28 protein-coding genes are annotated in these 24,537 nt (G+C 67.8%); 19 read left to right on the forward strand and 9 right to left on the reverse strand.

Translation table 11 applies throughout. The features are described from left to right. The first annotated feature begins 98 nt into the window (after positions 1-98). The 11 genes from Q8M13_RS16505 to Q8M13_RS16555 all read left to right on the forward strand — a co-directional run bounded on the left by Q8M13_RS16505 (position 99) and on the right by Q8M13_RS16555 (position 11,359). Entirely contained in the window at positions 99-2,045 is a 1,947-nt protein-coding gene (locus Q8M13_RS16505; protein ID WP_305301156.1) for a TonB-dependent siderophore receptor, read from the forward strand. Then, a complete protein-coding gene (gene cobD / locus Q8M13_RS16510) occupies positions 2,026-3,021 on the forward strand; it encodes a threonine-phosphate decarboxylase CobD (protein ID WP_305301158.1) in 996 nt (331 codons plus the stop codon). The genes Q8M13_RS16505 and cobD overlap by 20 nt, the downstream gene beginning before the upstream one ends. Then, positions 3,018-3,635 carry a cob(I)yrinic acid a,c-diamide adenosyltransferase gene (gene cobO, locus Q8M13_RS16515; RefSeq protein ID WP_305301159.1) on the forward strand — a complete coding sequence of 206 codons (618 nt, stop codon included), beginning with the start codon at positions 3,018-3,020 and terminating at the stop codon, positions 3,633-3,635. The genes cobD and cobO overlap by 4 nt, the downstream gene beginning before the upstream one ends. After that, the gene (locus Q8M13_RS16520; protein ID WP_305301160.1) at positions 3,632-4,492 is read left to right on the forward strand and encodes an ABC transporter substrate-binding protein; all 861 of its coding nucleotides are present in this window, start codon (positions 3,632-3,634) and stop codon (positions 4,490-4,492) included. Before cobO ends, Q8M13_RS16520 begins: the two co-directional genes overlap by 4 nt. Next, a complete protein-coding gene (locus tag Q8M13_RS16525; protein ID WP_305301161.1) occupies positions 4,489-5,466 on the forward strand; it encodes an iron ABC transporter permease in 978 nt (325 codons plus the stop codon). The genes Q8M13_RS16520 and Q8M13_RS16525 overlap by 4 nt, the downstream gene beginning before the upstream one ends. Next, complete coding sequence (locus tag Q8M13_RS16530; protein ID WP_305301162.1) at positions 5,463-6,239, forward strand: ABC transporter ATP-binding protein; 777 nt, start codon at positions 5,463-5,465, stop codon at positions 6,237-6,239. The genes Q8M13_RS16525 and Q8M13_RS16530 overlap by 4 nt, the downstream gene beginning before the upstream one ends. Next, positions 6,229-7,323 (forward strand): CobD/CbiB family cobalamin biosynthesis protein, encoded by a 1,095-nt coding sequence (locus Q8M13_RS16535; RefSeq protein ID WP_305301163.1) that lies wholly within the window; start codon positions 6,229-6,231, stop codon positions 7,321-7,323. Before Q8M13_RS16530 ends, Q8M13_RS16535 begins: the two co-directional genes overlap by 11 nt. Further along, complete coding sequence (locus Q8M13_RS16540; RefSeq protein WP_305301165.1) at positions 7,311-8,777, forward strand: cobyric acid synthase; 1,467 nt, start codon at positions 7,311-7,313, stop codon at positions 8,775-8,777. Before Q8M13_RS16535 ends, Q8M13_RS16540 begins: the two co-directional genes overlap by 13 nt. Then, positions 8,774-9,805, forward strand: a complete 1,032-nt coding sequence (cobT, locus tag Q8M13_RS16545; RefSeq protein WP_305301166.1) for a nicotinate-nucleotide--dimethylbenzimidazole phosphoribosyltransferase — start codon at positions 8,774-8,776, stop codon at positions 9,803-9,805. Before Q8M13_RS16540 ends, cobT begins: the two co-directional genes overlap by 4 nt. Continuing rightward, entirely contained in the window at positions 9,802-10,590 is a 789-nt protein-coding gene (gene cobS, locus Q8M13_RS16550) for an adenosylcobinamide-GDP ribazoletransferase (protein WP_305301167.1), read from the forward strand. The genes cobT and cobS overlap by 4 nt, the downstream gene beginning before the upstream one ends. 169 nt (positions 10,591-10,759) lie before the next feature. Continuing rightward, on the forward strand, positions 10,760-11,359 hold the full coding sequence (locus tag Q8M13_RS16555) for a sensor histidine kinase (RefSeq protein ID WP_305301169.1): 600 nt from the start codon (positions 10,760-10,762) through the stop codon (positions 11,357-11,359). Here Q8M13_RS16555 and Q8M13_RS16560 read toward each other — a convergent pair. After that, positions 11,356-12,048: a Crp/Fnr family transcriptional regulator gene (locus Q8M13_RS16560; RefSeq protein WP_305301170.1), complete on the reverse strand. Its 693-nt coding sequence runs from the start codon at positions 12,046-12,048 to the stop codon at positions 11,356-11,358. The two genes, Q8M13_RS16555 and Q8M13_RS16560, sit on opposite strands and share 4 nt — an antisense overlap. Positions 12,049-12,312: 264 nt before the next feature. Continuing rightward, positions 12,313-12,807, reverse strand: a complete 495-nt coding sequence (locus tag Q8M13_RS16565; RefSeq protein ID WP_305301172.1) for a pyridoxamine 5'-phosphate oxidase family protein — start codon at positions 12,805-12,807, stop codon at positions 12,313-12,315. 164 nt (positions 12,808-12,971) lie between these two features. Here Q8M13_RS16565 and Q8M13_RS16570 point away from each other — a divergent pair, with 164 nt between their 5' ends. The 3 genes from Q8M13_RS16570 to Q8M13_RS16580 all read left to right on the forward strand — a co-directional run bounded on the left by Q8M13_RS16570 (position 12,972) and on the right by Q8M13_RS16580 (position 15,332). After that, positions 12,972-13,736: a hypothetical protein gene (locus Q8M13_RS16570; protein ID WP_305301174.1), complete on the forward strand. Its 765-nt coding sequence runs from the start codon at positions 12,972-12,974 to the stop codon at positions 13,734-13,736. A 246-nt stretch (positions 13,737-13,982) separates the two neighbouring features. After that, on the forward strand, positions 13,983-14,111 hold the full coding sequence (locus tag Q8M13_RS16575; RefSeq protein ID WP_305301175.1) for a hypothetical protein: 129 nt from the start codon (positions 13,983-13,985) through the stop codon (positions 14,109-14,111). A gap of 114 nt (positions 14,112-14,225) precedes the next feature. Further along, positions 14,226-15,332, forward strand: coding sequence for a hypothetical protein (locus Q8M13_RS16580; RefSeq protein WP_305301177.1), 1,107 nt, complete (start codon positions 14,226-14,228; stop codon positions 15,330-15,332). Between the two features lie 14 nt (positions 15,333-15,346). Here Q8M13_RS16580 and Q8M13_RS16585 read toward each other — a convergent pair whose 3' ends face one another. Both Q8M13_RS16585 and Q8M13_RS16590 read right to left on the reverse strand, forming a co-directional pair. Beyond that, positions 15,347-15,559, reverse strand: a complete 213-nt coding sequence (locus Q8M13_RS16585) for a zinc ribbon domain-containing protein YjdM (protein WP_370870087.1) — start codon at positions 15,557-15,559, stop codon at positions 15,347-15,349. A 140-nt stretch (positions 15,560-15,699) separates the two neighbouring features. Beyond that, positions 15,700-16,494, reverse strand: a complete 795-nt coding sequence (locus Q8M13_RS16590) for an outer membrane protein (RefSeq protein ID WP_305301178.1) — start codon at positions 16,492-16,494, stop codon at positions 15,700-15,702. A 365-nt stretch (positions 16,495-16,859) separates the two neighbouring features. Here Q8M13_RS16590 and Q8M13_RS16595 point away from each other — a divergent pair, with 365 nt between their 5' ends. Next, a complete protein-coding gene (locus Q8M13_RS16595) occupies positions 16,860-17,261 on the forward strand; it encodes a group III truncated hemoglobin (RefSeq protein WP_305301179.1) in 402 nt (133 codons plus the stop codon). Here Q8M13_RS16595 and Q8M13_RS16600 read toward each other — a convergent pair. Together Q8M13_RS16600 and Q8M13_RS16605 are read right to left on the reverse strand one after the other, a co-directional pair. Beyond that, positions 17,258-17,953 (reverse strand): glutathione S-transferase family protein, encoded by a 696-nt coding sequence (locus Q8M13_RS16600; RefSeq protein WP_305301180.1) that lies wholly within the window; start codon positions 17,951-17,953, stop codon positions 17,258-17,260. The two genes, Q8M13_RS16595 and Q8M13_RS16600, sit on opposite strands and share 4 nt — an antisense overlap. 83 nt (positions 17,954-18,036) lie before the next feature. Beyond that, positions 18,037-18,831 carry an SDR family oxidoreductase gene (locus Q8M13_RS16605; protein ID WP_305301181.1) on the reverse strand — a complete coding sequence of 265 codons (795 nt, stop codon included), beginning with the start codon at positions 18,829-18,831 and terminating at the stop codon, positions 18,037-18,039. A gap of 160 nt (positions 18,832-18,991) precedes the next feature. Between Q8M13_RS16605 and Q8M13_RS16610 the strand changes: the two genes are divergently transcribed. The 3 genes from Q8M13_RS16610 to Q8M13_RS16620 all read left to right on the forward strand — a co-directional run bounded on the left by Q8M13_RS16610 (position 18,992) and on the right by Q8M13_RS16620 (position 21,148). Beyond that, positions 18,992-19,381: a hypothetical protein gene (locus Q8M13_RS16610; RefSeq protein ID WP_305301182.1), complete on the forward strand. Its 390-nt coding sequence runs from the start codon at positions 18,992-18,994 to the stop codon at positions 19,379-19,381. A gap of 120 nt (positions 19,382-19,501) precedes the next feature. Further along, positions 19,502-20,368: a dienelactone hydrolase family protein gene (locus Q8M13_RS16615; RefSeq protein ID WP_305301183.1), complete on the forward strand. Its 867-nt coding sequence runs from the start codon at positions 19,502-19,504 to the stop codon at positions 20,366-20,368. Positions 20,369-20,533: 165 nt separating this feature from the next. Beyond that, positions 20,534-21,148, forward strand: coding sequence for a hypothetical protein (locus tag Q8M13_RS16620; protein ID WP_305301184.1), 615 nt, complete (start codon positions 20,534-20,536; stop codon positions 21,146-21,148). Between the two features lie 21 nt (positions 21,149-21,169). Here the strand turns inward: Q8M13_RS16620 and Q8M13_RS16625 are convergent, their stop codons facing one another. Both Q8M13_RS16625 and Q8M13_RS16630 read right to left on the reverse strand, forming a co-directional pair. Next, entirely contained in the window at positions 21,170-21,859 is a 690-nt protein-coding gene (locus Q8M13_RS16625) for a VOC family protein (RefSeq protein WP_305301185.1), read from the reverse strand. Positions 21,860-21,876: 17 nt separating this feature from the next. Next, positions 21,877-22,527: a TetR/AcrR family transcriptional regulator gene (locus Q8M13_RS16630; protein ID WP_305301186.1), complete on the reverse strand. Its 651-nt coding sequence runs from the start codon at positions 22,525-22,527 to the stop codon at positions 21,877-21,879. Between the two features lie 78 nt (positions 22,528-22,605). Here Q8M13_RS16630 and Q8M13_RS16635 point away from each other — a divergent pair, with 78 nt between their 5' ends. Next, entirely contained in the window at positions 22,606-23,754 is a 1,149-nt protein-coding gene (locus tag Q8M13_RS16635) for a S9 family peptidase (RefSeq protein WP_305301187.1), read from the forward strand. A gap of 183 nt (positions 23,755-23,937) precedes the next feature. Here the strand turns inward: Q8M13_RS16635 and Q8M13_RS16640 are convergent, their stop codons facing one another. Then, positions 23,938-24,390: a hypothetical protein gene (locus Q8M13_RS16640; RefSeq protein WP_305301188.1), complete on the reverse strand. Its 453-nt coding sequence runs from the start codon at positions 24,388-24,390 to the stop codon at positions 23,938-23,940. Positions 24,391-24,537 lie beyond the last annotated feature (147 nt).

The raw sequence follows: 24,537 nt of genomic DNA on the forward strand, positions 1-24,537 counted from the left end.
GGTCGGTGGGACCGGACGAACGGGTATTTTCCCGAGAGACGACGTCCGTCACCTGCGTGCAAGCGCGGGTTCGTCGTCACACGTCTGGGGGATACCCGATGAAGACTATTCTGTTCGCCACCACCGCCGCCGTTCTATGCGGTCTCTCCACCCATGCCGCGGCGCAGTCCGCCTCGCCGATCGCCATCGCCGCCGTCGGCGAACTGGTCGTCACCGCCAACCGCTCGCCGCAGGAAGCCGAGCGCGTCGGCCAAAGCGTCACCGTCCTGGACGCCGACGCCATCCGCGCCAGCCAGTCGATCGACGTCTCGACCCTGCTGGCCCAGACGCCCGGCGTCAGCTTCTCGCGCAACGGCGGGGTCGGCGGCTCGACCTCGGTGCGCATCCGCGGCGCCGAGGGCGACCAGACCGTGGTGGTGATCGACGGCGTGAAGCTGAACGATCCATCCACCGCCGGCGGCGGCTACAACTTCGCCAACCTGCTGGCCGGCGACATCGGCCGCATCGAGATCCTGCGCGGCGCCCAATCGACCCTGTGGGGCAGCCAGGCCATCGGCGGCGTCGTCAACATCATCACCGCCGAGGCGCAATCGCCGTTCGAGGCCACGCTCACCGCCGAGGGCGGCTCCATGAGCACCGGCTATCTGCGCGCGGCGGCCGCCGGCACGACCGATCGCGTCACCTGGCGGCTGGCCGGCGGTCGCTATGAAACCGACGGCGTTTCCTCCTACCGGCTGGGCAAGGAAAAGGACGGCTACGAAAACACCGGCATCAGCGGTCGCGCCGTGATCCGCGCCACCGACGCGGTCTCCATCGACCTGCGCGGCGTCTATTCGAAGGGCAAGAACGGCTTCGACGGCTTCCCGCCGCCCAGCTTCACCTTCGGCGACACCCCCGAGTACGGCAAGACCGAGGAGTTCGTCGGCTATGCGGCGCTCAACTTCGATCTGTTCGACGGCGCCCTGCAGAACCGCATCGCCTATGGCTACACCCGCACTGACCGCCAGAACTTCAATCCCGACCAGGCGGTAACCGACGTCACCTTCGACGCGCGCGGCGAGAATAAGCGCTGGGAATACCAGGGCGTCTGGACGATCAACGACGCCTGGACCGCCACCTTCGGCGGCGAGATCGAAGACTCCAAGATGCGCTCGGCCTCGCCCAGCGCCTTTGACCCGAACCCCGCCGCCACCAACGCCAAGGCTGGTCTCGACGGCATCTACGCCCAGGTCCAGGGCGAGATCGTCAGCGGCCTGACGATCACCGCTGGTCTGCGCCGCGACAGCCACGATACCTTTGGCGACAAGACGCTAGGCCAACTCGCGGCCGCCTGGTCGCTGAACGACGGGAGCACCATCCTGCGCGCCAGCTTCGGCCAGGGCTTCAAGGCTCCGACCCTCTATCAGCTCTACAGCGAGTACGGGAATCCGACCCTGTCGCCGGAGGAGGCTGATGGCTGGGACGCCGGAATCGAGCAGCACTTCCTCGACCGGTTCATGGTTCGCGCCACCTACTTCGGCCGCAAGACCGACAATCAGATCGACTACTTCTCCTGTACCGCGACCACCCCCAATCCGCTCTGCGTCGTGAACGGGGTTCGTCGCTTCGGCTTCTACGACAACACCGCGCGCACCAAGGCTCACGGCGTCGAGCTGGAAGGTTCGGTCGATCTCGGCCCGCTGGCGGTGCTGGCCAACTACACCTGGACGGACACCGAGAACGACTCGCCCGGCAACGCCAACCGCGGCAAGGAGCTGGCGCGCCGGCCCGAGCATCAGGCCAATATCCAGACGACCTACACCTGGACCAACGACGCCACCCTGGGCGCGGCGATCCGCTATGTCGGCGCCAGCTTCGACAACGCCGCCAACTCCTATGTCCTGCAGAGCTACACCCTCGTGGACCTGCGGGCGTCCTATCCGGTGAACGAGACCTTCGAGGTCTATGGCCGCGTCGAGAACGCCTTCGACGACAGCTACGAGACGACCCGCAACTACGGCTCGCCGGGACGTGGAATCTATGTCGGTGTCCGCGCCAGCTTCTGATCTGGACCTGGAGGACTTCCTCCGTCACGGCGGCCGGCTGGCCGCGGCGCGGCGCGCGTTTCCGGACGCGCCCACGCCGTGGCTGGACCTGTCGACGGGCATCAACCCGCGTCCCTGGAAGGGGGCGCGGGCCACCGCCGCGAGCCTGACGCGGTTGCCTGATCCTGATGAGATCAAGGCCTTGGAGGCTGCGGCCGCCGCGGCCTTTGGCGTATCGTCTGATCGTGTGGCCGCAGTGCCGGGCGCCGAGGCGGCCTTGCGCGCCTTGCCCCGCCTGCTGGGCGCGCGCTCGGTCGCGATCGCCGCCCCGACCTATGGCGGTCATGCCGAGGCCTGGCGCTTGGCAGGAGCCAAGGTTCGTTGTGTCGCGCCAGGGGACCTCAGCGCCGTGGCCAGCGAGGCGGTGGTGGTGGTCAATCCGAACAATCCTGACGGCGCACGCCGCGAGGATCTGGAGGCCGGCGACCGCTGGCTGATCGTCGATGAGTCCTTTGTCGAGACCGCGCCGGAACTCAGCGTCGCCGTCCGCGCCGGCCATCGGCTGATCGTGCTGCGCTCGTTCGGCAAGTTCTATGGCCTGGCGGGCGTCCGGTTGGGGTTCGTGATCGCCGAGCCGGGGTTGGCCGCGCGGGTCGCCGCACAGTTCGGTGACTGGCCGGTCAGCGCCGAGGCCATCGCCGCCGGCACGGCCGCCTATGCAGACCATGCTTGGCGCGAACGCACCGCCGCGCGCCTGGCCAAGGATGCGGCGCGCCTGGACGGGCTGCTCGCCGCCAACGGTTTCGAGGTGCTCGGCGGCACGTCGCTGTTCCGCCTGGCCTCCACCCCTGACGCCGCCCGCCGTTTCACCGCCCTGGCGCGGCGCGGCGTGCTCACACGGCCCTTTTCCGATCAGCCGACCTGGCTCAGGTTCGGCCTGCCGAAACCCAAAGACTGGCCCAGACTGCAATCCGCCCTGGAGGGCTCCCGCCGATGAGCGACGAAGAAGACGTCAAGAACGCCGAGCACAAGGCCGCCATGCAGGCGCTGAAGGCTGAACGCGACGAGCTGATGGCCACCAAGACCGACGAGGCGCCGGGCCTGCTGCTGGTCCACACCGGCGACGGAAAGGGCAAGTCGACGGCCGCCTTCGGCATGGTCGCCCGCGCCATGGGCTGGAACCAGAAGGTCGGCATCGTCCAGTACATCAAGGGCAAGTGGATCACTGGCGAGCGGCAGTTCTTCAAGAAGTTCCCTGGCCAGGTCCGCTACGAGATCATGGGCCAGGGCTTCACCTGGGACACCCAGGACCGCGCCCAGGACATCGAGGCCGCGCAGGCCGCCTGGGCTACTTCGGTCGAGATGCTGCACGATCCCGAACTCGACCTGGTGATTTTGGACGAGCTGAACATCGCCCTGCGCTACGACTATCTCGACATCGACAAGGTGGTCGCAGACCTGAACGCCCGGCCGCGCGACAAGCACGTGGTCATCACCGGTCGCAACGCCAAGCCGGAGCTGCTGGCCATCGCCGACCTCGTCACCGAGATGACCCTGGTCAAGCATCCGTTCGAGCAGGGTATCAAGGCCCAGCGCGGGATCGACTTTTGAGCTGGAGGATCACCCGGCGCGCGGTGCTCGCTTCCGGCGCCGTGGTGGGACTGGGCGGGGCGGCGACGGGCGATCCGCGCCGTATCGTCTCGCTCAATCCCTGCCTGGACGTGATCCTCGTACATGTGGCCGACCGCGCTCAGATCGCTGCCCTTAGCCACTATTCCCACGAACCTTCCAGCTCCAGCCTAGGCGAGCTGGGGCGGACCTTTCCGTTCACCTATGAGAGCGCCGAGGAGGTGCTGGCCCTGCGGCCGGACCTGGTGCTGACCGGCCGCCATTCCTCGCCTGCGACCCGTGCGGCGCTGAAGCGGCTGCACATTCGCGCCGAGCTGTTCGGCGTCCCCAATACGTTCGAGGAGAGCTTGGCGCAGGTGCGTCAGGTGGCCCGCGCTGTCCATCGCCCGGCGCGCGGCGAGGCGCTGGTCGCCAGGATCGAAGCGGCCGTAGCTGCGTCCGCCCCGCCGCCGGGTACGCCGAAGCTGACCGCTTTGGTCTATCAGTCCGGCGGCTTCGCCTCGGCCCAGGGGACGCTGATGGACGACATGATGCGCCGCGCCGGCTTCGAGAACGCCGCCTCGCGCTATGGCCTGAAGAGAACAGGCAACGTCCCGCTGGAACTTCTGGTGGCCGATCCGCCTGACGTGCTGCTGGCTGGGGAGACCAAGCCCGGCGCGCCGACCTGGGCCGACCGGGTGCTGAACCACCCGGCCCTCTCGCGGGTCGCTCACCAAATGCACCGCGCCAGTTTCCCGCAGCAGCTCACCTTCTGCGGCGGGCCGGTGCTGATCCAGACCGCCGCGATGCTGGTCCGCGCCCGGCAGGGCGCCTTGCGCGCCAGAGAGGCCCGCGCATGACCCGCCGCCAGACCACCATTCTCGCCCTGATCGTGCTGACCATCCTGCTGTCGATGGTCAGCATGGCGGCCGGCCGGGTCTGGACGCCATTCAGCGCGTGGACGGATCACAGCGATCCGCGCTGGGCGATCATCTTCGAGCTGCGACTGCCGCGCACCATCCTGGCGATCGGCGTCGGCGCTGCGCTTGGCATGGCCGGGGCGGCGATGCAGGGCTACACCCGCAACCCGCTGGCCGATCCGGGCGCGCTGGGCGTCTCGTCGATGGCCGCTCTAGGCGCGGTGCTGACCCTCTATCTGGGCGCCGGCGCGGCTGAGCCCTGGGTGATCGCCACCGCCGCCATGATCGGCGCCCTGATCGCGGTCATGTTACTGCTGGCGCTGTCGGGCCAGGCCTCCAGCATCGTCACCTTCATCCTAGCCGGGGTGATCTTGCAGACCATGGCCGGGGCGGGCGTGGCCCTGGCGCTCAGTCTCGCGCCCAATCCCTGGGCGGTGAACGAGATCATCAACTGGCTGATGGGCTCGCTCGCCGACCGCAGCATCGGCGAGGTGCAGATGGCCTTGCCGTTGATCGCCGCCGGCTGCGTGATGCTGGTGTTCATCGGGCGGGGCCTGGACGCCCTGACCCTCGGCGAGACCGGTGCGCGCTCGCTCGGCGTGAACATGACCGCCACCCGCTGGATCTTGGCGATCGGCGTGGCCCTGACCGCAGGCGCCAGCGTCGCCGTCACCGGCGTCATCGGCTTCGTCGGCCTGATCGTCCCACACCTGCTCCGGCCCCTGGTGGGCGCCAGGCCCGGGGGCCTGTTGATCCCCAGCGCCATCGGCGGGGCGGTGCTGGTGCTGGCCGCCGACATCGCCGTGCGGCTGACCCCCGCCGCCAGCGAGGTGAAGCTGGGCGTCGCCATGGCCGTGCTTGGCGGGCCGTTCTTCTTCGTCCTGCTGCTCTCGCTTCGCCGGAGGATCGCATGAGCACGCTCAGCGCTCACGACATCGAGGTCCGTCTCGGCGGCAAGCCGGTGGTGGCCGGCGTCGCGGCGACCTTCCAATCGGGCACGGTCACCGCGATCCTGGGTCCGAACGGGGCGGGCAAGTCGACCCTGCTCGCCTGCCTGGCGGGGCTGCGCAAACCGGGCGCCGGCCGCGTCCGTCTCGATGAGGCCGACGTGCTGTCGATGCCCGCCCGCGCCCGCGCGCGGCGTATCGGCTTCATCCCCCAGACCGCCGAAGTCGCCTGGGCGGTCGAGGCCCGGATCCTGGTCGGCCTGGGCCGCACGCCGTTCATCGGCTCCAGCGGACTGTCGCTGGAAGACGCGGCCGCCATCGACCGCGCCATGGACGCCGCCGGCGTCACTGAACTGGCCGACCGCGACGTCACCACGCTATCGGGCGGCGAACGGGGCAGGGTGCTGATCGCCCGCGCCCTGGCCGGCGACCCCGAATGGCTGCTGGCCGACGAGCCGCTCACTGGCCTCGATCCCGGCCACCAGCTCGACGCCGGCGAGCTCTTCCGCGCCATGGCCCATGAGCAGGGGCGGGGCGTGATCGTCACCCTGCACGACCTGTCGCTGGCCGCGCGCATCGCCGACCGGATCATCGTCATGGCGGCCGGCAAGGGGCTGGCCGACGGCCCGCCATCGGAAGCGCTTTCGCCCGATGTGATGGCCCGCGCCTACGGCGTTCGCGCCCGGGTGATCGAAGGCGCCGGCGGACCGCTGATCGAGATCGTCGGGCGTGGCGGCTGATCCTTGGCTGGTCCTCGCCGCCGCGGCGGTGGAGGGCGTGGCCGGCTATCCGCGCAGGCTGCACACCGTTGTCCCGCATCCGGTCGCCTGGATCGGCTGGCAGCTTCGCGCGCTTGAGCGATGGCTGAACCGAGGTGGCGATCTCGCCCGCCGGATCGCCGGCCTCGCCACCCTGCTGATCGCCGCCGGATCAGCGGCGGGCGCTGGTTTGCTGCTCGACCATCTGCTCACCGGCTGGGCCGTAATCCTGGCCGCGCTCGTGGGCTCCCTGGGCCTCGCCGCCCGCAGCCTCTACGACCACGTCGCCGCCGTCAGCCGCGCGCTCTCACCCCACGAGTCTTTCCTCCCCTGCGCAGCGGGGGAGGGGGACCGCCCGCAGGGTGGTGGAGGGGGCGAGCCTCAAGCTCAGCGCCTAGTCGCGCCCCCTCCACCGGCTTCGCCGGTCCCCCTCCCCCATGAATGGGGGAGGAAAGAAACTCAGTCGACTGAGGGGGACTACAATCTTCCCGCCGCCCGCGCCGCCGTCGCCATGATCGTCGGTCGCGACACCGGGTGCCTTGACGAAGAAGGCGTCGCCGCCGCCGCCCTGGAGAGCCTGGCCGAGAGCTTCAACGACGGGGTGGTCGCGCCGCTATTCTGGTTCCTGGTCGGCGGGCTCGCGGGCCTGTTCGCGTACAAGGCCGTCAACACCGCTGACAGCATCATCGGCCACCGGGAAGAGCCCTATCGCTGCTTCGGCTGGGCGGCGGCCCGCACCGACGACCTGATGAACCTGATCCCGGCCCGCATCGCCGGCGCCCTTATCGCGCTCGCCGCCGGACGTGGCTGGACTGTGATGCTGCGTGACGCAGCCAAGCACGCCTCGCCCAATTCCGGCTGGCCCGAAGCGGCCGTGGCCGGAGCGCTCGGCGTGCAACTCGGCGGGCCGGCCAGCTATGACGGCGTCGCCCACGAGCGCCCGACCTTCGGGGATGGCCCGCGCCCATCGCCTCTGGACCTGCACCGGGGGCTTGGGCTCTATCTGCGCGCCTGCGCGATCCTCGCCGCAGCACTCGCCCTGGGAGGTCTGGCATGGCCGCGTTGATGATCCAGGGCTGCGGCTCCGATGTCGGCAAGTCGGTGCTGGTCGCCGGCCTCTGCCGGCTGTTCACCAATCGCGGCCTGACCGTGCGACCGTTCAAGCCCCAGAACATGTCCAACAACGCCGCCGTCACCATTGATGGCGGCGAGATCGGCCGCGCCCAGGCGCTGCAGGCCATCGCCTGCCGCACGCCGGCGACCGTCCACATGAACCCGGTGTTGCTGAAGCCGCAAAGCGATGTCGGCGCTCAATTGGTGGTGTGCGGCCAGATGGCCGGCACCTGGAAAGCGGCGGCCTATCAGGACCGCAAGGCCGGCCTGCTCGACGTGGTGGTCGAGAGCTTTCGGATCCTGGAAGCGCAAAGCGACCTGGTCATCGTCGAGGGCGCGGGCAGTCCGGCCGAGATCAATCTGCGGGCCGGCGACATCGCCAATATGGGTTTCGCCCGCGCCGCAAATGTGCCGGTGGTGCTGGTCGGCGACATCGACCGCGGTCATGTGATCGCCGCCCTCGTCGGCGCCTATGAGGTGCTGGAGCCGGCGGACCGCGACATGATCGCCGGCTTCCTGATCAACAAGTTCCGCGGCGATCCGGCCCTGTTTGACGACGGCCGCGCCGAGATCGTGCGTCGCACCGGCTGGCCTGACTGCGGCATGGCCACCTGGCTCGCCGCCGCACGCCGCCTGCCGGCCGAGGATGCGGTGGTGCTGGATCAGGCGAGCGTCCGCCAAGGCCGCAAGGTGAAGGTCGTCGCGCCCTTGCTCTCGCGCATCGCCAATTTCGACGACTTCGATCCGCTGCGTTCAGAGCCGGAGGTCGATTTCGGCTTCGTGCCGCCAGGAACCGCGCTGCCCGGCGACGCCGATCTGGTCATCCTGCCCGGCACCAAGGCGACGCTCGGCGACCTGACCTTCCTGCGCGCCCAGGGCTGGGACATCGACATCGCCGCCCATGTCCGCCGCGGCGGCCGGGTGCTGGGCATCTGCGGCGGGTTTCAGATGCTGGGGCGCACGATTAGCGATCCCGACGGCGTCGAAGGCCCCCCGGGACAGGCCCAGGGCCTTGGCCTGCTCGAAATCGACACGGTGCTGACCGGCGACAAGGTGCTGCGCAGGGCGTCGGGCCAGCTCGCCTCCGGCGGCGCCTTCGAGGGCTACGAAATCCATGTCGGCCGCACCGAAGGTCCCGCCCTGCAACGCCCGCTGCTGATCCGCGACGACGGGTCGGGCGAGGGGGCGATCTCGCCCGACGGACGGGTGTCGGGCGCCTATGTCCACGGCCTGTTCGGCCTGGCCTCAGCCCGCGCCGCCTTCCTGGCTGAACTGGGCGCGTCTTCCGATGGGGTCAATGAAGCGACTCGCGTCGATGCGGCGCTGGACGAGATCGCCGAACGGCTGGAACAGGCCTTCGACATCCCCCTCCTGGCGTCCATCGCCGGCTTGGAGCCACGACCATGAACCGGCCCGCCATCACTCCGCTCGATCGCACCAACGAGGCCGCGTACCGCGCCCTGGTCGATGGCAAGGCCAAGCCGCTCGGCGCGCTGGGCAAGGTTGAGGACCTCGCGATCCATCTGGCTCTGGTCGCCGGCCGCCCGAACCCTAACTATGAGCGCGCCCTGCTGTTGGTCTTCGCCGGGGACCACGGCCTGACGGAATCCGGCGTCTCGGCCTATCCCTCGGCGGTCACCGTCGCGATGGTGGCGACTCTGCTGGCGGGCCGGGCCAGCGCCAACGCCTTCGCGCGCGCGGTCGGCGCCGAGGTCAAGGTGGTGGACGCCGGCGTCGCCGCCGATCTCGCGCCCCACCCTCTCCTGATCGACGCCAAGGTCCGCAAGGGCACGCGCAACGCCGCGCTCGGCTCGGCCATGACGGCCGAGGAAGTGGAATCGGCCCTGGCCCGCGGTGCGGCCATCGCCCGCCGCGCCAAGGACGACGGTTTCGATATCCTCGCGCTCGGCGAGATGGGCATCGGCAACACCGCCTCGGCGGCCCTGCTACTGCATCGCCTGGGTCCGGCCGACTTGCCCGACTGCATCGGTCCGGGGGCGGGCCACGACGCCGAGGGCATGGCTCGCAAGCGCGCCGTGCTGGAAACCGCCGCCGCACGTACGCCGGTGATCGAACCGCTGCAGGTCGCCGCCCAGTTCGGCGGCCTGGAGATCCTGATGATGGCCGGGGCCATCTTGGGAGCGGCCTCCGAGCGCGTGCCGGTGCTGATCGACGGGTTCATCGTCGGCGCTGCGGCTCTGCTGGCCATTCGCCTCGATCCTGCCGCCGCCGACTATTGCATCTTCGCGCATCGCTCCGCCGAGCGTGGACACGAGGTGATGCTCACCGCCCTTGGGGCCGAGCCCCTGCTCGATCTCTCGCTGCGCCTTGGCGAGGGAACCGGGGCGCTGCTGGCCCTGCCGTTGGTTCGCGCGGCCGCCGGCCTGCTCGCCGAGGTGGCCAGCCTCGACGACGTCCTGGCGGGACGGCTGTGAGCCGCCTGTCGCATCAGTTCCAGCTCTTTCTCTGCGCGGTGCAGTTCCTGACCCGCATCCCGACGCCAGCCCTGCGGGACTTCCAGCCTGACTGGATCTCGCGCAGCGCCCGCTACTTCCCGCTGGTCGGCCTGCTGGTCGGCGGCGGCTGCGCGGCAGTGTTCTGGAGCGCCTCGCTGATCTGGAGCGGCTGGCTGCCCGCCCTGCTCGCCATCGCGGCAGGGGTGTTGATCACCGGGGCCTTCCACGAGGACGGCCTGGCCGACACCGCCGACGGCCTGGGCGGCGGCACGACTGTCGCCAAGCGCCTCACCATCATGAAGGATAGCCGGATCGGGACCTATGGCGCCCTGGCGCTGGGCCTGACCCTGGCGATCAAGGCCGCAGCCCTGGCCACCCTGCCGGCTGGACTTGGCGCCTGGACTCTGGTCGCCGCCCACGGCGCGGGACGCGGCGCCTCGGTGCTGGCCATGCGCGCCTTGCCCTATGTCGGCGACGCCAAGGTCGGCAAGTGGAAACCTTCGCCCGCCGATCTCAGCCTGGCCGAGGTGCTGACGGCGGTGGCGGTGGCGGGCCTGCCCCTGGCTCTGTCCCCCGACGGCGTGGTCGGACTGGCCATCCTTATCGGCGCGATCCTGGCTTTGGCAGTGTCGCTGATCGCGCGTAGATTGCTGGGCGGCTATACTGGAGATGTGCTTGGCGCCATCGAACAGGTCTTCGAGCTTGGCTTTGTATTGGGTGTCGCTGCGAGTCTGGGCGTCGCGAACACGTTTTCGCGAACTTGAATGGTCGGACAAATAGCCGCGTTATCCGGTCGTTATTATGCTTTCGCGCGTCTGGCTTGACGCCTAGGCTTCGAATTCCTGGGAGATCTGTCGCCTCCCCGACGGACGGCTGGGGCGAGCATCGATCTACTTGATGCTGGTTGATGTGGCGGTGGGGCGTCTGCAACAAATGACTGACGATAGCAGGCTGGATGATGCGCGCGCCGCTGAGCTGCGCCATCGCACCGCCAACACTTTCCAACTGATGTCGGCCCTGGCGCGCATGCGCAGCCAGCGGGCCGGAGAGCCAGAGGCACGCCGCCAGTTGGTTTGGATGGCCGACGCCATCGGGTCGCTGGGCGCGCTCGAGCGGCATCGGCGCGATGAGGGCGTCGATTTCTGCGCTTATCTGGAGGAGATGATCCCGGTCTGGGGCCGTCGTGGCGGCGAAGGGCGGGCCAAGGTGGCGCTAGAGGTCGAACCCATCATGGCGCCGGACCAGGCCGCGTCGACCCTGGCGCTGATCGTCCAGGAACTCGTCGGAAACGCCTTGGCCCATGGCTATGGCGAGGGGCGCAGCGGCGTGGTGCGGATCTGCCTCTCCAGCAACGAGGCCGGCCGCTACGAGTTGGCGGTGATCGACGATGGCTGCGGCTTCGACCCCGGATCGCCCGCCGCTCGCGAACGCTTCGGCCTCTGGTTCGTCCGCAGCCTGGCGGCGCAGGTGAGGGGAGATTTCAAGCTGGAGACTCGGCCCAGCGTCACCGCTCGGCTGGCCTTCTCGCTCTAGCCGGCCTGCGGCAACAGCCGCTCATAGTGGCGCCGCACGACCCCGTAGCATTCGCAGCTCAGGGTCTGCAGGCCTTCCCGATCGACGATGTCCACCACGCCGCGCCGGTAGCGGATAAACCCCTTTTCCTGCAACGACCGGGCGACGGCCGTGACCGTGGTGCGCTGTACGCCCAGCATGTCGGCCAGGAACTCCTGGGTCAGGGCGACCGTGTTGGTCGAAATCCGATCATGGCAGGTCAGCAGCCAGCGGGCGAAGCGGGCCTCGACCGAATGCAGCGCATTGCAGGCCACCGATTGGTTGGCGTGGCCGAGCAGCGCTTCGGCGTGACGATCGACCAAATCCCGCAGCCTGGGACTCTTGTCATAGGCTTCATGCAGCGGCCCCGACCCAATCCGGGCGCAGCGGCATGGCGTCTGGACGATAGCGCGTGACAGCGACAGGCGCGGCGCCACCGCCGCCGTCAGACCAAGCGCGCCTTCGCGGCCGATGGTGGCGCTTTCGATGCCTCCGCCGTTCTCCATCAGGGTCAGCAAGGAGATGACCCCGTCGTGCGGGAAGTAGACGACGTCGACCCGGTCGCCCGGCTCATACAAGATCCGGCCGCGCTCAAGATCGATATGGGTAAGGTGCGGTGCGATCAGCCCGTAGTCTTCGGGGGGAAGCGCGGCGAGTAAGCGATTTTGCACCGAGCTGTCAGGCCTTTGCGTGGGAATCGAACATCGCCTTGCGGCTCTGCGTTCAACCTAGCGATGCTCGATTGTAAAAACTGTCGAGAAGACGACACAACTTGGCGGGGTCGACATAAATAAGAGCAGGTCGGAAGGTGCGGTTTGAGAGCCGCGCCTGCCTTAACTGCGTTCGACGTTTCTAAGGTCAACCGAAGTAATGGACGCTCGGAACCATCGGAGCATCTCAGCCCCACCCGCCTATCGCTCGAAACATGTGTCGTTTCAATGGAAGTGAAGGTTCGCTTTCCCGCCAATGTGAGGCTCGTGCTTGGTCGCGTTGGCCTTGGCGATCTCCCAGGCGAACTTCATCGGACCGGCCTGCGAAATCCAGACCTCGGCGTCCATGCACTCCAACTGCAACATCGTCAGGCGCGGATCGTCCTTGCCCTGCGGATACCAGGCCGCGACGACGGCGTTCCAGTATTTGGCGATCCGAGCGGGGTCATGATGGCGGGTCAGCTCGCCGAAAATGCAGGCCTGCATTTCCCGCTGCTGGAACACGAACATCGCCGGGTGGCCGGTGACCACATGTCTGGCTAGGTCGGTGTCGGCGCGGGTGAAGAACCAGATCTGCTCTCGATCCGGCTCCACGAAGGCGGTCATCGGCTGCATGTGAGACTGGGCGCCCACGACGCCCAACATGCCAATCTGATGGCGTTCAATCTCCTCCCACAGCCGCCGTTCGACGGCGGTGCGATCGGTCATGTCGATGCTCATGCCGGCTCCTGGGTTGAGGTGCTGCAGTTTCAACCCGTTACCGGAGTTGGGGTTCCGCGCTGAAGGCGCGACTTCCCCAGGGTCACGCTTCCCTTTAGCGCCCCGCCTGGGCCATTATGGTCGGCATATTCTTTGATATTCGATTCCAGCCTGAGACCATTTCAATGACCGAGATCGTCGTACCCCGCCAATTTCGCGGGCCTCCTTTCACTGCCAATGGCGGCTATATCTGCGGTGTTCTGTCGAACGCCGTCGGCGGTCGTGGCGTGGCGATGCTGCGTTCAGGCGTTCCGCTTGACGTCGCCGTGACCCTGCAACCCGGCGAGGACGGCGCGGTGTCGCTGGTCAACGCCGAGGGCGTAGTGCTCGGCTCGGCCAAGCCCGCCGACGACAGCCAGATCCCGACCCCGCCGCCGGCCACCCCGACTATCGAGGAAGCCCGGGCCTTCGCGGCCGCCGGCCAGTTCGCGCAGAAGTCGCTGCATCGCGGTTGCTTCTCCTGCTGCATCGAACGCGAGGCCGGCGAAGGGCTGGGCGTCCACGTCGGCCAGATCGACGGCGCGCCCGCCGGTCACTGCGCCGGCGTCTGGACGCCGCACGCCAACTTCGCCGACGCCGACGGGACCGTTCCCGACGAAATCACCTGGGGCGCTCTCGATTGCTCGGGCTCGATGGCCTGGTGGATCAAGGCTGGATCGCCGGTGGGCCTGCTCGGCACCATGGCTGGCGAGGTCCTGAAGAAGCCGAAGGCCGGTGAGACGTACGTCGTCGTCGCCTGGGCGCGCGAGGTTGAGGGCCGCAAGCACTTTGCCGGCGTCGCCCTGTTCGATGGCGCTGGAGAGGTCATGGCCCGCTCCGGCCAGATCTGGATCGGTCGCCCTCCGGGTTCGCCTATGCCGATGCCGGTCGCCGCTACGACGACCGCCTAGACCTAGACCTAGACCTAGACCTGCGGCGCGCAGCCTCGTGTTGCGCGCCAATCAGGCTTGCCTGGCCTCGTTTTGCGGCGTTTCGTTCATTTGATCGAACCGCGTTCGCGGAACGTTGTGTAATTTAACCTCTCGCTAACCAACGCCGCTCACCTTGCGTGCTCTGACCGCACGGAAGGGCCGGCGATGTTCAGGGTGGAGTATCATTACCAGGGGCAGGGGCTGTGGAATCGGGGCGCAGCACCGATGACTCAGCTCGTCGCGGCCATGCATGCGCGCACGCTGCGTGAGATGGGGTTCGCCGACGAGGCTCGTGTCGTCCCGTCCGCCCCCCTGGATCGTGATCCCGGCGTGGGCGTCGATCTGCGCGTTTGAGCGTCTGGCGCGCATTGCGCCAAGATAGCTAACGCGGCCTTAGCCAATTCTGGTGTACAGCCAAGGCGCCGGCCTAGCTTGGCGGCAACGCGATTTCGTCGGGGGTTTTGATCAGTGGCGCGAGATCGTTCGTATCGCAGCCTCGAGTTCCTGAAGAAGAGCGCGGCCACCTCCCGGGTGCTCAACCTGTGGCAAATCTCCCTGAAAGAGGGCGGCAAGCAGGAGTACGAAGCCAGCCCCTTCTTCAAGAACTCGCTGCTCAACAAGGCCATTATCGTCAAGCATCGGGTGCGCGGCGGCGAGGCCGATCTCTTCGAGTATCCCGTCCAGAACGCCACCAAGATCCTGCTGCCGATCGCCGAGCGCGAGTTGCGGTATGGCGCGCGCTTCGTTTTCGTTGGGCAGAGGAACTTCGAGGAGGTGATCGCGGTCTCGTTCGGCGACGACCTGCAGGTGGGTACGCGCGACCGCAACGTTCTCGACATCATCGACCGGTTGCCGTCGCTGGATCCCTTCTTGATGCGGGAGATCCTGAAGACCAACGGCTACACGCCCGCGCCCTGCTATTTCAACGTCTCCGAAGCCGACCTTCAGCGGATGTTCGAATCCGCCCGCGTCGAGTTGGAGCCGTTGATCCAGATGTCGTTCGGCACCGACCTGGCCTTCTCCAGCCACGCGGCGACCTTCCTGAACAAGATCCTGTCGGACGCCAACAGCGTCGAGCTTGAACCGCTCCGCCGGGTGATGGGCATGGACGCCCGCCAGTTCCAGGAGGGCATCTTCTGTTGGAAGGCCTTCCTCTATTACAAGTGGCAGCTACGCGATCTGATGCCCCGCATCCGCGAGGTGCTGAACGAGATCGCGATCATCCGGCCGATCGGCAATGTCGACTTCGACGACAAGGCCTATATCGCCAAGATCAAGATCGAGCTGCGTAGCTGGATCTTCGGGGCGGTCGAGAGCGTGACGGACTCGCTGGCCGTCTATGATGCGGCCTACGCGGCCATGACCAAGCAGAATGAGCCCGCCGCCTTCCGCGAGTTCCTGCTTCGCGCGCCGGCGATGTTCAACAGCCTGGGCGAGCGGCTCAGCAGCATCGAGCACGTCGCCAGCTTCTGGCGCTATCGCTTCCCGCCCAAGCAGCTGCAGCGGGTGCCCGTGGACGAGCTGGTCGACATCTTCATGGACTTCGAACAGAGCCTCAGTTCTCAGACGCCCTGACGCCCCCGCGCAGGCTAGGCCTTCTTCACGAATTCGGTCTTCAGGACCAGGTCGCGGACCTTCTCGACCCGGCACTCGATCTCGCCCTCGCCGCCGGTCAGGCGGATGTTCTTGACCACGGTCCCTCGCTTCAGGGTGACGGAGGCGCCCTTCACCTTCAGGTCCTTGATCAGGGTGACGGAGTCGCCGTCGGCCAGAAGCGCGCCATTGCTGTCCCTGACGTCCATCTTGATCTCCTGCCCGGCTGAAAGAGCGTCGGGTCTAGGCCGCCGTGCGCCTGTCCCGCAAGGCGCTGGCCCAAACATGAAAACGCCCCCGGCCGCGAGGCCGGGGGCGTTTCCCGATCTATTCGATCAGACTTACGTTCTTAGAACGCGCCGACCGCGGCGATCACGCCTTGGCCCAGCGAACCGCCGAACAGGTTCGAGGCCGAACCAAGCGAGGCGCCCGATTGGTCACGATCACGCAGGGTGCCGCCGAAGGTGTAGCGCAGGCCGACGCGGAAGGTGTCGGACTTCAGGTCGAGGTCGTCGATCTCGCCGTGCTCGTAGCCGCCCGTGATGCTCCACGGGGTGCTGGCGAACTGGTACTCGGCGTCGGCGCCGATGTTCCAGATGTCGAAGTCGGCGCCTTTGGTGTCGGCCTTGGTGTAGCCGGCCGAGCCTTGGAGCTTGAAGTTGTCGGTGAAGAAGTGACGCACTTCACCCTTCACGGCCCACAGGTCGGCGTCGTTCAGGTCTTCGGCGCGGCCGTAGCCGGCTTGACCGTACAGGGTGGTCGACGGGGCGACGTTGAATTGAGCTTCGGCGCCGAGGGCCCACAGGGTCACGTCGTCGCTGGTGCTCACGCCGGCGAAGCCGCCGACCAGGCCGCCGTCGAACTTCGTGTTCAAGTGGCCCGTGGCCGACCAGACGGTTGCGTCGCCGCCATCGGCGTCGAAGTTCTGGACCGAACCGTCGACTTGCGCGCCGAGCGAGCCGGCGTCGAAGCGCACGGCGCCTTCGAGTTGCAGGGCGTCAGCGTCGGTGTCGCCCAGGGCGCCGGCGTCGAGTTCGACGCGGCCGTAGTTGGCGCCCACGTGACCGACGGTCTGTGCCTGGGCGGCGCCGGCGACGGCGAACAGGGCGACGGCGGCGGCCGAGGCGATCAGTTGAGTTCTCATTTTCTTGTCCTTGGGTACTGAAGAGGCAGCGGACCTATGCCTGTCGCAGGCCTGTCACAATGGTTGAGCTCTTCGGATTTCGCCGGTCGCCGAATGGGTGTGACCGGTCAGTCACACCCCTGCCCAGGGGCCTTGAAAAAGCCTCGCGCGGGCCTAAAGGCCCTCCGCGAATCGTGAAATCAGGCCTTTCATCCACTGTTTTTGCATGATTTTTGGCAAGTTCAGCTCTCGGCCCGCGCGACCACGCGCAGGTTTCGAGCCACTTTTGTCATCGGCCGATGACAAAAGTCATCGATCGATGACAAAATTCGACGAGGCCCCAAACCCGCCTTCTCCCGGCCGCCGGGAGGGCCTATCTAGCGCTCATGCCTGCTGAAGCTCTCGCTCTCACCCCCGCGGCGATCCGCGAACTGGTCGGCCGGTTCTATGCTCGCGCCCGCGAGGACGCCGAACTGGGGCCGGTGTTCGAGGCCGCCGTCGAGGACTGGGACCACCACCTCGATCATATCGCGCTGTTCTGGTCGAGCGCCCTGCTGGGCGTCGGGCGCTTCACCGGCAGCCCGATGATCGCCCACCGCCGCAACCCGATCACCCCGCAAATGTTCGACCGTTGGCTGGCGCTCTGGCGCGAGACCACCGACGAGATGTTTCCCGGCGAGATCGCCCAGGCGCTTCAGGCCCGCGCCACCCGTATCGGCGAAAGCCTGAAGCTGGGTCTCTTCTACAATCCCGCCGACCACGCGAGCGCGGCGGCGGACCGCGCCTAGGCCTGGGCTTGCGCCTCGGCCTTCGCTTTAGCCTTGGCCGCCATCTTGGCGATCAGCTCGCGGCGCTCCACCAGGCCGCGATGCAGTTCGACCAGCACCTTGGCGGCGTGCTCGTTCTGCTGGATGGCCGTCCAATAGGCGGCGACCTTGGGTGTGTGCGGGATCGGATTTTCCACGCCCACCGTCGGCAGCACGTTCTCAATCAGGAACAGCGCCGGGACCAGGGTGCAGTCGGCCATGGTCAGGCGTCCCGAGACGGCGAAACCGTCCTCCCCGATATAGTGCTCCAGCGCCTTCAAACCACGGATCACCTGTCCGCTCAGCAGGGCGACCACGGCGGCGTCGCGGGTAGACTGCCGCGTCTGGCCGCCGAGCATGAACATGTTGTTCATCAGGTAGATGTCGGCGATCCGCGAGACCGTGCGGATCTGGGCGGTCTCGCGCGGGGTCGAGCCCAGCATCGGGGTCTGCGGATAGAGTTCTTCCAGATATTCCGAGATCACTTCGGATTCCGGAATGACGTCACCGCCCAGGTCCAACACCGGGATCCGGGCCAGGGGCGAGGTCTTGTGGAACTCGCCGGTCAGAAATCCCGGCGGCAGTTCGATATCGATGTCGGAAATGGCCTTGGCGTAGATCTGCATCCGCACCTTGGCGGAGTAGGGGCTTAGGTCGCCCGAATAGAGCTTCATCTTGAAATCCGTCCCTTTGAAATCGGCAGATCCGCGGCGACTCTCGCCGCCGCGGCCTGCTCTGGGAGGGATATCGCGCAGATTTAGGCGTAGTTCGCCAGGGCGTTGCCCGAGGCGTCGCCCGCGCCGCTGCCGCCATCCACCGGCACGATCGCGCCGTTGACGTAGGCGGCCTGGTCCGAAGATAGGAACAGCGCCATGTCGGCGATCTCGTCCTTGGTGCCGTAGCGGCGCAGCGGGTTGCGTTCCTTCACCCTTGCTTCGGCCTCCGGCGTGGTGGCCAGGCGCGCCATGCCCTCGGTGTCGGCGATGGGGCCAGGCGAGATGGCGTTGACCCGCACCCCGGCCGGTCCCCACTCAAGCGCCAGGCACTTGGTCAGCATGTTGATCCCGGCCTTGGCGGCGCAGACATGGGCCTGGAACAGCGAGGCGCGTTCAGCCTGCCCCGCCGTGATCGAGATCAGCGAGGCGCCCGGCCGGCGCAGGAACTCGAACGAGGCGCGCAGCACGTTGAAAGTGCCGATCAGGTCGATGTCGACCACGGTCTTGAAGCCGTTGGCGCTCATGCCCAGCGCCGGGGCCACGAAGTTGCCCGCCGCGCCTGACAGCACGATGTCGATGGGGCCGAACTCGTCGAAGGTCCGCTTCAGGGCGGCCTCGACGGCGGCGTAGTCGCGCACGTCGGCGGCGATGCCGATGGCCGGCTTGCCGAAGGTGGAGACCTCCTTGGCCGCCGCCTCGATCTTCTCCTGGCTACGGCTGATCAGCACGACATTGGCGCCGGCCGCGGCGAACCGCTTGGCGATGCCCAGATTGATGCCGCTGGATCCGCCCGCCACGAACGCGGTCTTGCCGGCCAGTTGGGTGTCTTGAGCCATGATGTCCTCTCCCTGTTGTTTGCAACAGTCTTAGACCCCGCAGCCTTGGCAGAGGAAGGCTGACCCAGCGTCGCTCCGGCCGGCGGCTTGTCCTTATTCGGCTTTGGCCTTCGAACCCTCGCCTGGGTGCGGGGGTTATGCCTAGGCGGAGGAGTTCGTCATGCCGATCCTCGTCCTGGCTCGTTTCGGCCCAAAGCTCGCGTCCCTCGCGCCCTTCGCCCTGGCGATAAACCTTGCGGCCGCAGGCGCCGGCTCGGCCCAATCGGCGCCAGATGTCGTGTGCCGTTGCCAGTGCGACGCCGGACCCGGCGGCGTCAAGGAGGCGATCTATCCACCGGCGGCGGCCTGCGGCGTGCATGAGGGCCAGACCTGCAAGTTCGAAGGCCCTGACCGCGCCGCTCGGACCGGGACCGTGCGCGCTTGCTCTACTGAACATCGACCCGGCGACGCCGCCGGGCCGCTCGGCCCGCATTCGGCCGGCGTGCTCATACAGCCTGACCGGCCGAGACCCGTTCGCCCGAACCCGCCGCCGGAGCCGGCGCCCCGCTGACCGACCCAAATGGCGACGGCTGTTCGAGCGCTCCGTGATGTGGGAGGCTCGCCCAAATCCGCTCGAAATACGCCCGTAACAAAATGGGCGAAGCTTCCAGCGCCAAAGGGAGGATCGCGCATGTGTGACGACGATATTCACCAGGGTCTCGTTGAGGATCCGACGGTTTCGCGCCGGACGTTCGGCCTGATGGGCGTGGCCGCCGCGGGGCTGGCGACCACCGCCAACGCCGCCACGGCCCGGGTGGTCGAGAAGGACGTCCAGATAAAGACCCCCGACGGCGTCGCCGACGCGGCGCTCTATTATCCGGAGGGCAAGGGCGCCTGGCCGGCCGTGCTGATCTGGCCCGACGTGATGAGCCTGCGCCCGGTGTTCCGCGAGATGGGCCGCCGTCTCGCCGCCGCGGGCTACGTCGTGCTGGTCCCCAACCTCTATTACCGCGTGAAGCCCGCCCCGGTGGTGGAAGGCGCCTTCAATTTCGCCAACCCCGAGGACCGCGCCAAGCTCACCCCGTTGCGCGCCAGCGTGACGCCGGAGGGCACGGACCGCGACGCGGTCGCCTATCTCGCCTTCCTCGACGCCCAGCCGCAGACCGACAAGAAGCGCAAGGTTGGAACCCAGGGCTATTGCATGGGCGGGCCGCTCGCCTTCCGCACCGCTGCAGCGGTTCCTGGCCGGGTGGCGGCCGTGGCCAGCTTCCACGGCGGGGGCCTGGTCACCGACCAGCCGTCCAGTCCCCACCTGCTGCTGCCCCAGACCCGCGCCGAGTTCCTGGTGCTGATCGCCGACAACGACGACAAGCAGGATCCGGCGGTGAAGGACAAACTGAAGGCGGCTCTGGCCGCCGCCGGCCGTCCGCATCGCGTCGAGGTCTATGCCGGCGCCGCGCACGGTTGGACGGTCAAGGGCAGCCAAGTCTACAACGAACCCCTGGCGGAAAAGGCCTGGGCCGAACTGCTCGATCTCTACAAGCGCGCCCTGATTTAGGGGCTGGCGGGGAGGGGGCTGCGACGCGCCCTCTCCCTAAGCTGTTCGATTTCTACCAAGGGTTATCCTGCCCGCGCGGCTCTCTTCCAAAGCGATTGAGATTGGAGCAGAGTTCACCGAACGCAGCGAGCAGGGAGGACGAGACCCATGATCAGGAGCAGTCTGGTGGCCATCGCTTTGATGACCATCGCTCTACCGGCGGCGGCCCAGAACAGCCATTGCGCCACCCTACCGGTCAATGTGCAGGTCGAGGCGCGCGGTCCGGACAATGTCATTCCCGCCCAATTGACGCCGCGCGGCATCACTTGCCCGCGCGGCTTCACCTCCGAATCCGTCGGGCCGATCACCCGTTGCCGTCAGCCGGGTTCGGTCCGCCTGGAGAACCGCGAGCCGCGCCGCGACTGCTACGCCGCCCTCGGCCTCGGGCCGGTGCGGTCCCCGCCAAGCCAGAACCGCCCGGCTGCGAACTGCCCTGGCCAACCCACCCTGACCAGCATCGTCGCCCTCCGCGGCCGCAATGTCGGATGGCAGGACATTACCCTGACCGCGCCTCAGGCCTCGGGACTGACCGTCGAGCATCTGCGCGCCATCGGCGGCCGCACGCCGCCGGCCGAGGATCCGCAGCGCCAGGACTGCTTCGCCTTTGACTGCCGGCTGGTTCGGCTGACCTTCCGGCCGACCACCCCGGCCCGCGTGGACCTGACGCTGGCCACCCCCGGTGGCGGCGCCTCGCCGGTCAACATCGCCGTCAACAGCGAAGCGGCCTGCCCGGCGCGCTAGCCCGGCGGCCGCACCCTCGGTTCAGGCGAGAGCCGGGACTGGCGGTTCGGCATGCGAGGCGCTGGCTGTGACCACCTCGTCGGGCACGGCCAGCATCGCCCGGTACTGCTCGCTCGGATAGGCCATGTGCGGCTTGTCGGCGGCGTAGGGCGGCTGGGCGACCGGGCTTGGTCCGGCATAGGGCTGGGGGGCGGCGAAACGCGCGGCCTCCTCGGCGTCGATCCCCGCCTTGGCCAGCACCGCCGGGTCGATCCAGCGCGCCGGGTCGATCGGCTGCGTTGAGCAGGCGACTTCCAGCGTCATCTGGTCTGGCCCGGCGAAGTAGATCGACCGGCACATCCCGTGGTCGATCGGCCCAATCACATTGACCCCGTGACTGCGGATGCGGTCGCGCATCGCCAGCAGGTCTTCGTCTCTGTCGGCGCGGAACGCCAGGTGCTGCAGGGTGCCTGGCGCGCTGGGCAGGGCGCCGTTGCCGGCGTGGGTCTTGCCGATCTCGATGGGGATCTCATCGACCTTGGGCAGTTGCACGATCGAGAAATAGCTGTGGTCGTTCATCCGCAGGAAGGCGTGCAGGCCTCCCGGTACCCCGTGCATGTCGAACAGCGCCACCAGCGGGCAGCCCATGACCTGCGAAAAGAACGCGATGTGTTTCTTGATGTCCCCGGCCATGAAAGCCAGGTGATGGATGCCGGTCGGTTGCTGTCCCATGGGGTGTCCTCGCCGCGTTATGTCATTGCGCTGGGATCTGTGAGCAGCCCGCCCAGCAAGGCGTCCAAAATCAGCTGTTCGTGCGCGGCGCGCGCCGGCGCTTGGCTCACGTCGACGTCGAAACTGGTCTTCATCATCGGCGCCAGATTGATCACCCCGGCGGCGGCCGATTGCAGGGTGATGATCAGCATCTCCGCGGGGAAGGGCTTCAGCGCGCCGCTGTCGATCGCCGCCTTGGCCAGTTCGGCCAGCCGCCGGTTGCGCGGCCCGATCAGGTGGGCGTCCAGCCATTCCAGCCGCTCGCCTCCGGCCATGCCTTCCAGGGCCACGATCCGCCCCAGCGCCGGGTGCCGCCAGCTGATCTGCAGGAACAGCCGCATGGCCATCCGAAGCTGGACTTCCGGCGGGCTGTCCATCGCCGCCTCCAGCAGGCGTTCCTCCTCGCCGATCACCGCGCGGAGTTGCAGCATGGCGGCGCGCCAAAGCTGGAACTTGTCTTCGAAGTGATAGTGCAGGGTGGCTTGCGACACGCCGGCCTCGGCGGCGATCTGCGCCATATTCGCCCGCTCGAAGCCCAGCCGCGAGAATAGCTCCAGCGCCGCCTCGCGAATGCGGATCGCGGTCTGCGGCCCCTTGCGGGCCGGCGCCTGCGCCAGGACCTTCGCCATTCACTTGACTCCAGAGCCAGTATTTCTGACTTTGTAATCAGAAACTAAGCCCGAAGCAACGGGCGGCGGGAAGCGACCATGCGAATAATGCGAGAGCCCTATGGCTACGCCTATGCCGAGAAGAGCCGGCTGAAGGAGACCTATGGCGGTCCCGAGGGCCAGGTTTTCGTGGAGTGCATGCGCATCCGGCCTGAGGAGGGCGAGTCGAAGACCGTCATCCTGTTCAGCCACCCGATCGGCGGCGGTTCGTTCCTGCCGATGGTCACGGCCCTGGCCAAGGCTGGTCGCCACGTCATCTATTGCAACACCCGCTATCGCGGCAACGACACCGCCCTGATCCTCGAGAAGTGCGTCCTCGACCTCGGCGCCTGCATCGCCGATCTGAAGCAGCGGTTCGGCTACGAAAAGGTGGTGCTGGGCGGCTGGTCGGGTGGCGGTTCGCTGTCGCTGTTCTACCAGGACCAGGCCGAGCATCCGACGATCACCCACACCCCGGCCGGCGATCCCGTCGATCTGGTGGCCGCGAACCTCCAGCCGGCCGACGCCATCCTGCTGCTGGCCGCCCACATCAGCCGGTCGGTCACCATGACCGAGTGGATCGACCCCTCCATCCTCGACGAGGATCGGCCGTTCGAGCGCGACCGCGAGCTGAACATCTATGACCCTGATTGCCCGAACCAGCCGCCCTATAGCGAGGCCTTCGTCGCCCGGTTCCGCGCCGCCCAGATCGAGCGCAACCGCCGCATCACGGCGCGCGCCAAGCAGACCTTGGCCGAGCTGAAGGCCACCGATCCGGACATGGAGCGACCCTTCGTGGTCTACGGCACCATGTCGGATGTGCGCTGGACCGATCCGACCCAGGACCCCTCTGACCGCCGACCCTACACCTGCTATCTCGGCGAGCCGCGGATCGCCAATGACGGCCCGGTGGGCCTCGGCCGCTTCACCACCCTGCGCTCCTGGCTATCGCAGTGGAGCTATGATGAAAGTCGCGCCAACGGGGTCACCAACGGGGCTGGCGTCAGCTGTCCGACGCTCACCATCAACAACACCGCCGACCTCGCCTGCACGCCCAGCCACGCCCGGCGGCTGTTCGAGGCGCTGGGGTCGAAGGACAAGACCTATGTCGATATCGAGGGCGCCGATCACTACTACATGGAGCGCCCCGACCTGCTGCCCACCGCCGTGAAGACCGTCACCGAATGGCTGGACGCCCGCGGCTTTTGATCCCTCGATTAGCCCTGACCTGGGCGCCTGGGTGCTCGCACCCTTAACGCCGCTCATCCCGGCGAAGGCCGGGACCCAGATCTCATAGATGGTGGCTGACGCGATAAACTCTGAGCCCGTAGCGCCCACCTCCGAGCCAACCCATCTGGATCCCGGCCTTCGCCGGGACGAGCGGGGGGCAGGTCACCGGCAGCGGGTCACCGTGTCGGTCTGACCCTTGGATTTCAGAACCCCGCCGCTCAGCACCAGGGTCTGTTGGGTATTGGCGCAAACCTTCCGGGTCCGCGTCCCGGTCTGGATGGTGGTGATCTCGCGGCCGGTGACCGTGGCGCTGCGGCCATCCGAGGCGATCGCCACCTTGTCGATCACCCCACGCTCGACCGAAGTCGAGCCGGCCAGGAATTTGCGCGCCAGTTCCTTGGCCTTGGCGCGGTCGCTCTGGCCATAGGGGATCAGTTCCCCCTTCGGCGTCCGCGTCTGGTCGATGAACACCGCGTCGGGCGTGAACATCGCGAAGAAGCCGGTCAGGTCGCGAGCGTTCCAGGTCTTCTCCTGGCGCGCCGCGAAGTCACGTACCTGGGCCTCCGTCAGTCCCGCCGCCGCGGCCGGCGAGGCGGCGAGCAGCAGCCCGGACAAGAGACAAATTCGCCAGATGCGCCCCCCCTGGGGGAGCTCCCGCCCCAATGGCGGGGTGAGGGGGACTTTGACTCCTTCAGCAAACCCCCTCCGTCGCGCTACGCGCGCCACCTCCCCCAGCGGGGGAGGATCTGGAATGACGCGCAG

The sequence above is a fragment of the Phenylobacterium sp. genome (genome assembly GCF_030681155.1).
GTDB lineage: Bacteria > Pseudomonadota > Alphaproteobacteria > Caulobacterales > Caulobacteraceae > Phenylobacterium.

What these genes read in the sequence shown, in the direction of transcription:
- Q8M13_RS16505 (WP_305301156.1), top strand. Translation starts at nt 99, where the DNA reads ATGAAGACTATTCTGTTCGCCACCACCGCCGCCGTTCTATGCGGTCTC.
- cobO (WP_305301159.1), top strand. Translation starts at nt 3,018, where the DNA reads ATGAGCGACGAAGAAGACGTCAAGAACGCCGAGCACAAGGCCGCCATG.
- Q8M13_RS16525 (WP_305301161.1), top strand. Translation starts at nt 4,489, where the DNA reads ATGACCCGCCGCCAGACCACCATTCTCGCCCTGATCGTGCTGACCATC.
- Q8M13_RS16530 (WP_305301162.1), top strand. Translation starts at nt 5,463, where the DNA reads ATGAGCACGCTCAGCGCTCACGACATCGAGGTCCGTCTCGGCGGCAAG.
- Q8M13_RS16540 (WP_305301165.1), top strand. Translation starts at nt 7,311, where the DNA reads ATGGCCGCGTTGATGATCCAGGGCTGCGGCTCCGATGTCGGCAAGTCG.
- cobT (WP_305301166.1), top strand. Translation starts at nt 8,774, where the DNA reads ATGAACCGGCCCGCCATCACTCCGCTCGATCGCACCAACGAGGCCGCG.
- Q8M13_RS16555 (WP_305301169.1), top strand. Translation starts at nt 10,760, where the DNA reads ATGACTGACGATAGCAGGCTGGATGATGCGCGCGCCGCTGAGCTGCGC.
- Q8M13_RS16565 (WP_305301172.1), bottom strand. Translation starts at nt 12,807, where the DNA reads ATGAGCATCGACATGACCGATCGCACCGCCGTCGAACGGCGGCTGTGG.
- Q8M13_RS16570 (WP_305301174.1), top strand. Translation starts at nt 12,972, where the DNA reads ATGACCGAGATCGTCGTACCCCGCCAATTTCGCGGGCCTCCTTTCACT.
- Q8M13_RS16575 (WP_305301175.1), top strand. Translation starts at nt 13,983, where the DNA reads ATGACTCAGCTCGTCGCGGCCATGCATGCGCGCACGCTGCGTGAGATG.
- Q8M13_RS16585 (WP_370870087.1), bottom strand. Translation starts at nt 15,559, where the DNA reads ATGGACGTCAGGGACAGCAATGGCGCGCTTCTGGCCGACGGCGACTCC.
- Q8M13_RS16590 (WP_305301178.1), bottom strand. Translation starts at nt 16,494, where the DNA reads ATGAGAACTCAACTGATCGCCTCGGCCGCCGCCGTCGCCCTGTTCGCC.
- Q8M13_RS16595 (WP_305301179.1), top strand. Translation starts at nt 16,860, where the DNA reads ATGCCTGCTGAAGCTCTCGCTCTCACCCCCGCGGCGATCCGCGAACTG.
- Q8M13_RS16600 (WP_305301180.1), bottom strand. Translation starts at nt 17,953, where the DNA reads ATGAAGCTCTATTCGGGCGACCTAAGCCCCTACTCCGCCAAGGTGCGG.
- Q8M13_RS16605 (WP_305301181.1), bottom strand. Translation starts at nt 18,831, where the DNA reads ATGGCTCAAGACACCCAACTGGCCGGCAAGACCGCGTTCGTGGCGGGC.
- Q8M13_RS16610 (WP_305301182.1), top strand. Translation starts at nt 18,992, where the DNA reads ATGCCGATCCTCGTCCTGGCTCGTTTCGGCCCAAAGCTCGCGTCCCTC.
- Q8M13_RS16615 (WP_305301183.1), top strand. Translation starts at nt 19,502, where the DNA reads ATGTGTGACGACGATATTCACCAGGGTCTCGTTGAGGATCCGACGGTT.
- Q8M13_RS16625 (WP_305301185.1), bottom strand. Translation starts at nt 21,859, where the DNA reads ATGGGACAGCAACCGACCGGCATCCATCACCTGGCTTTCATGGCCGGG.
- Q8M13_RS16630 (WP_305301186.1), bottom strand. Translation starts at nt 22,527, where the DNA reads ATGGCGAAGGTCCTGGCGCAGGCGCCGGCCCGCAAGGGGCCGCAGACC.
- Q8M13_RS16635 (WP_305301187.1), top strand. Translation starts at nt 22,606, where the DNA reads ATGCGAATAATGCGAGAGCCCTATGGCTACGCCTATGCCGAGAAGAGC.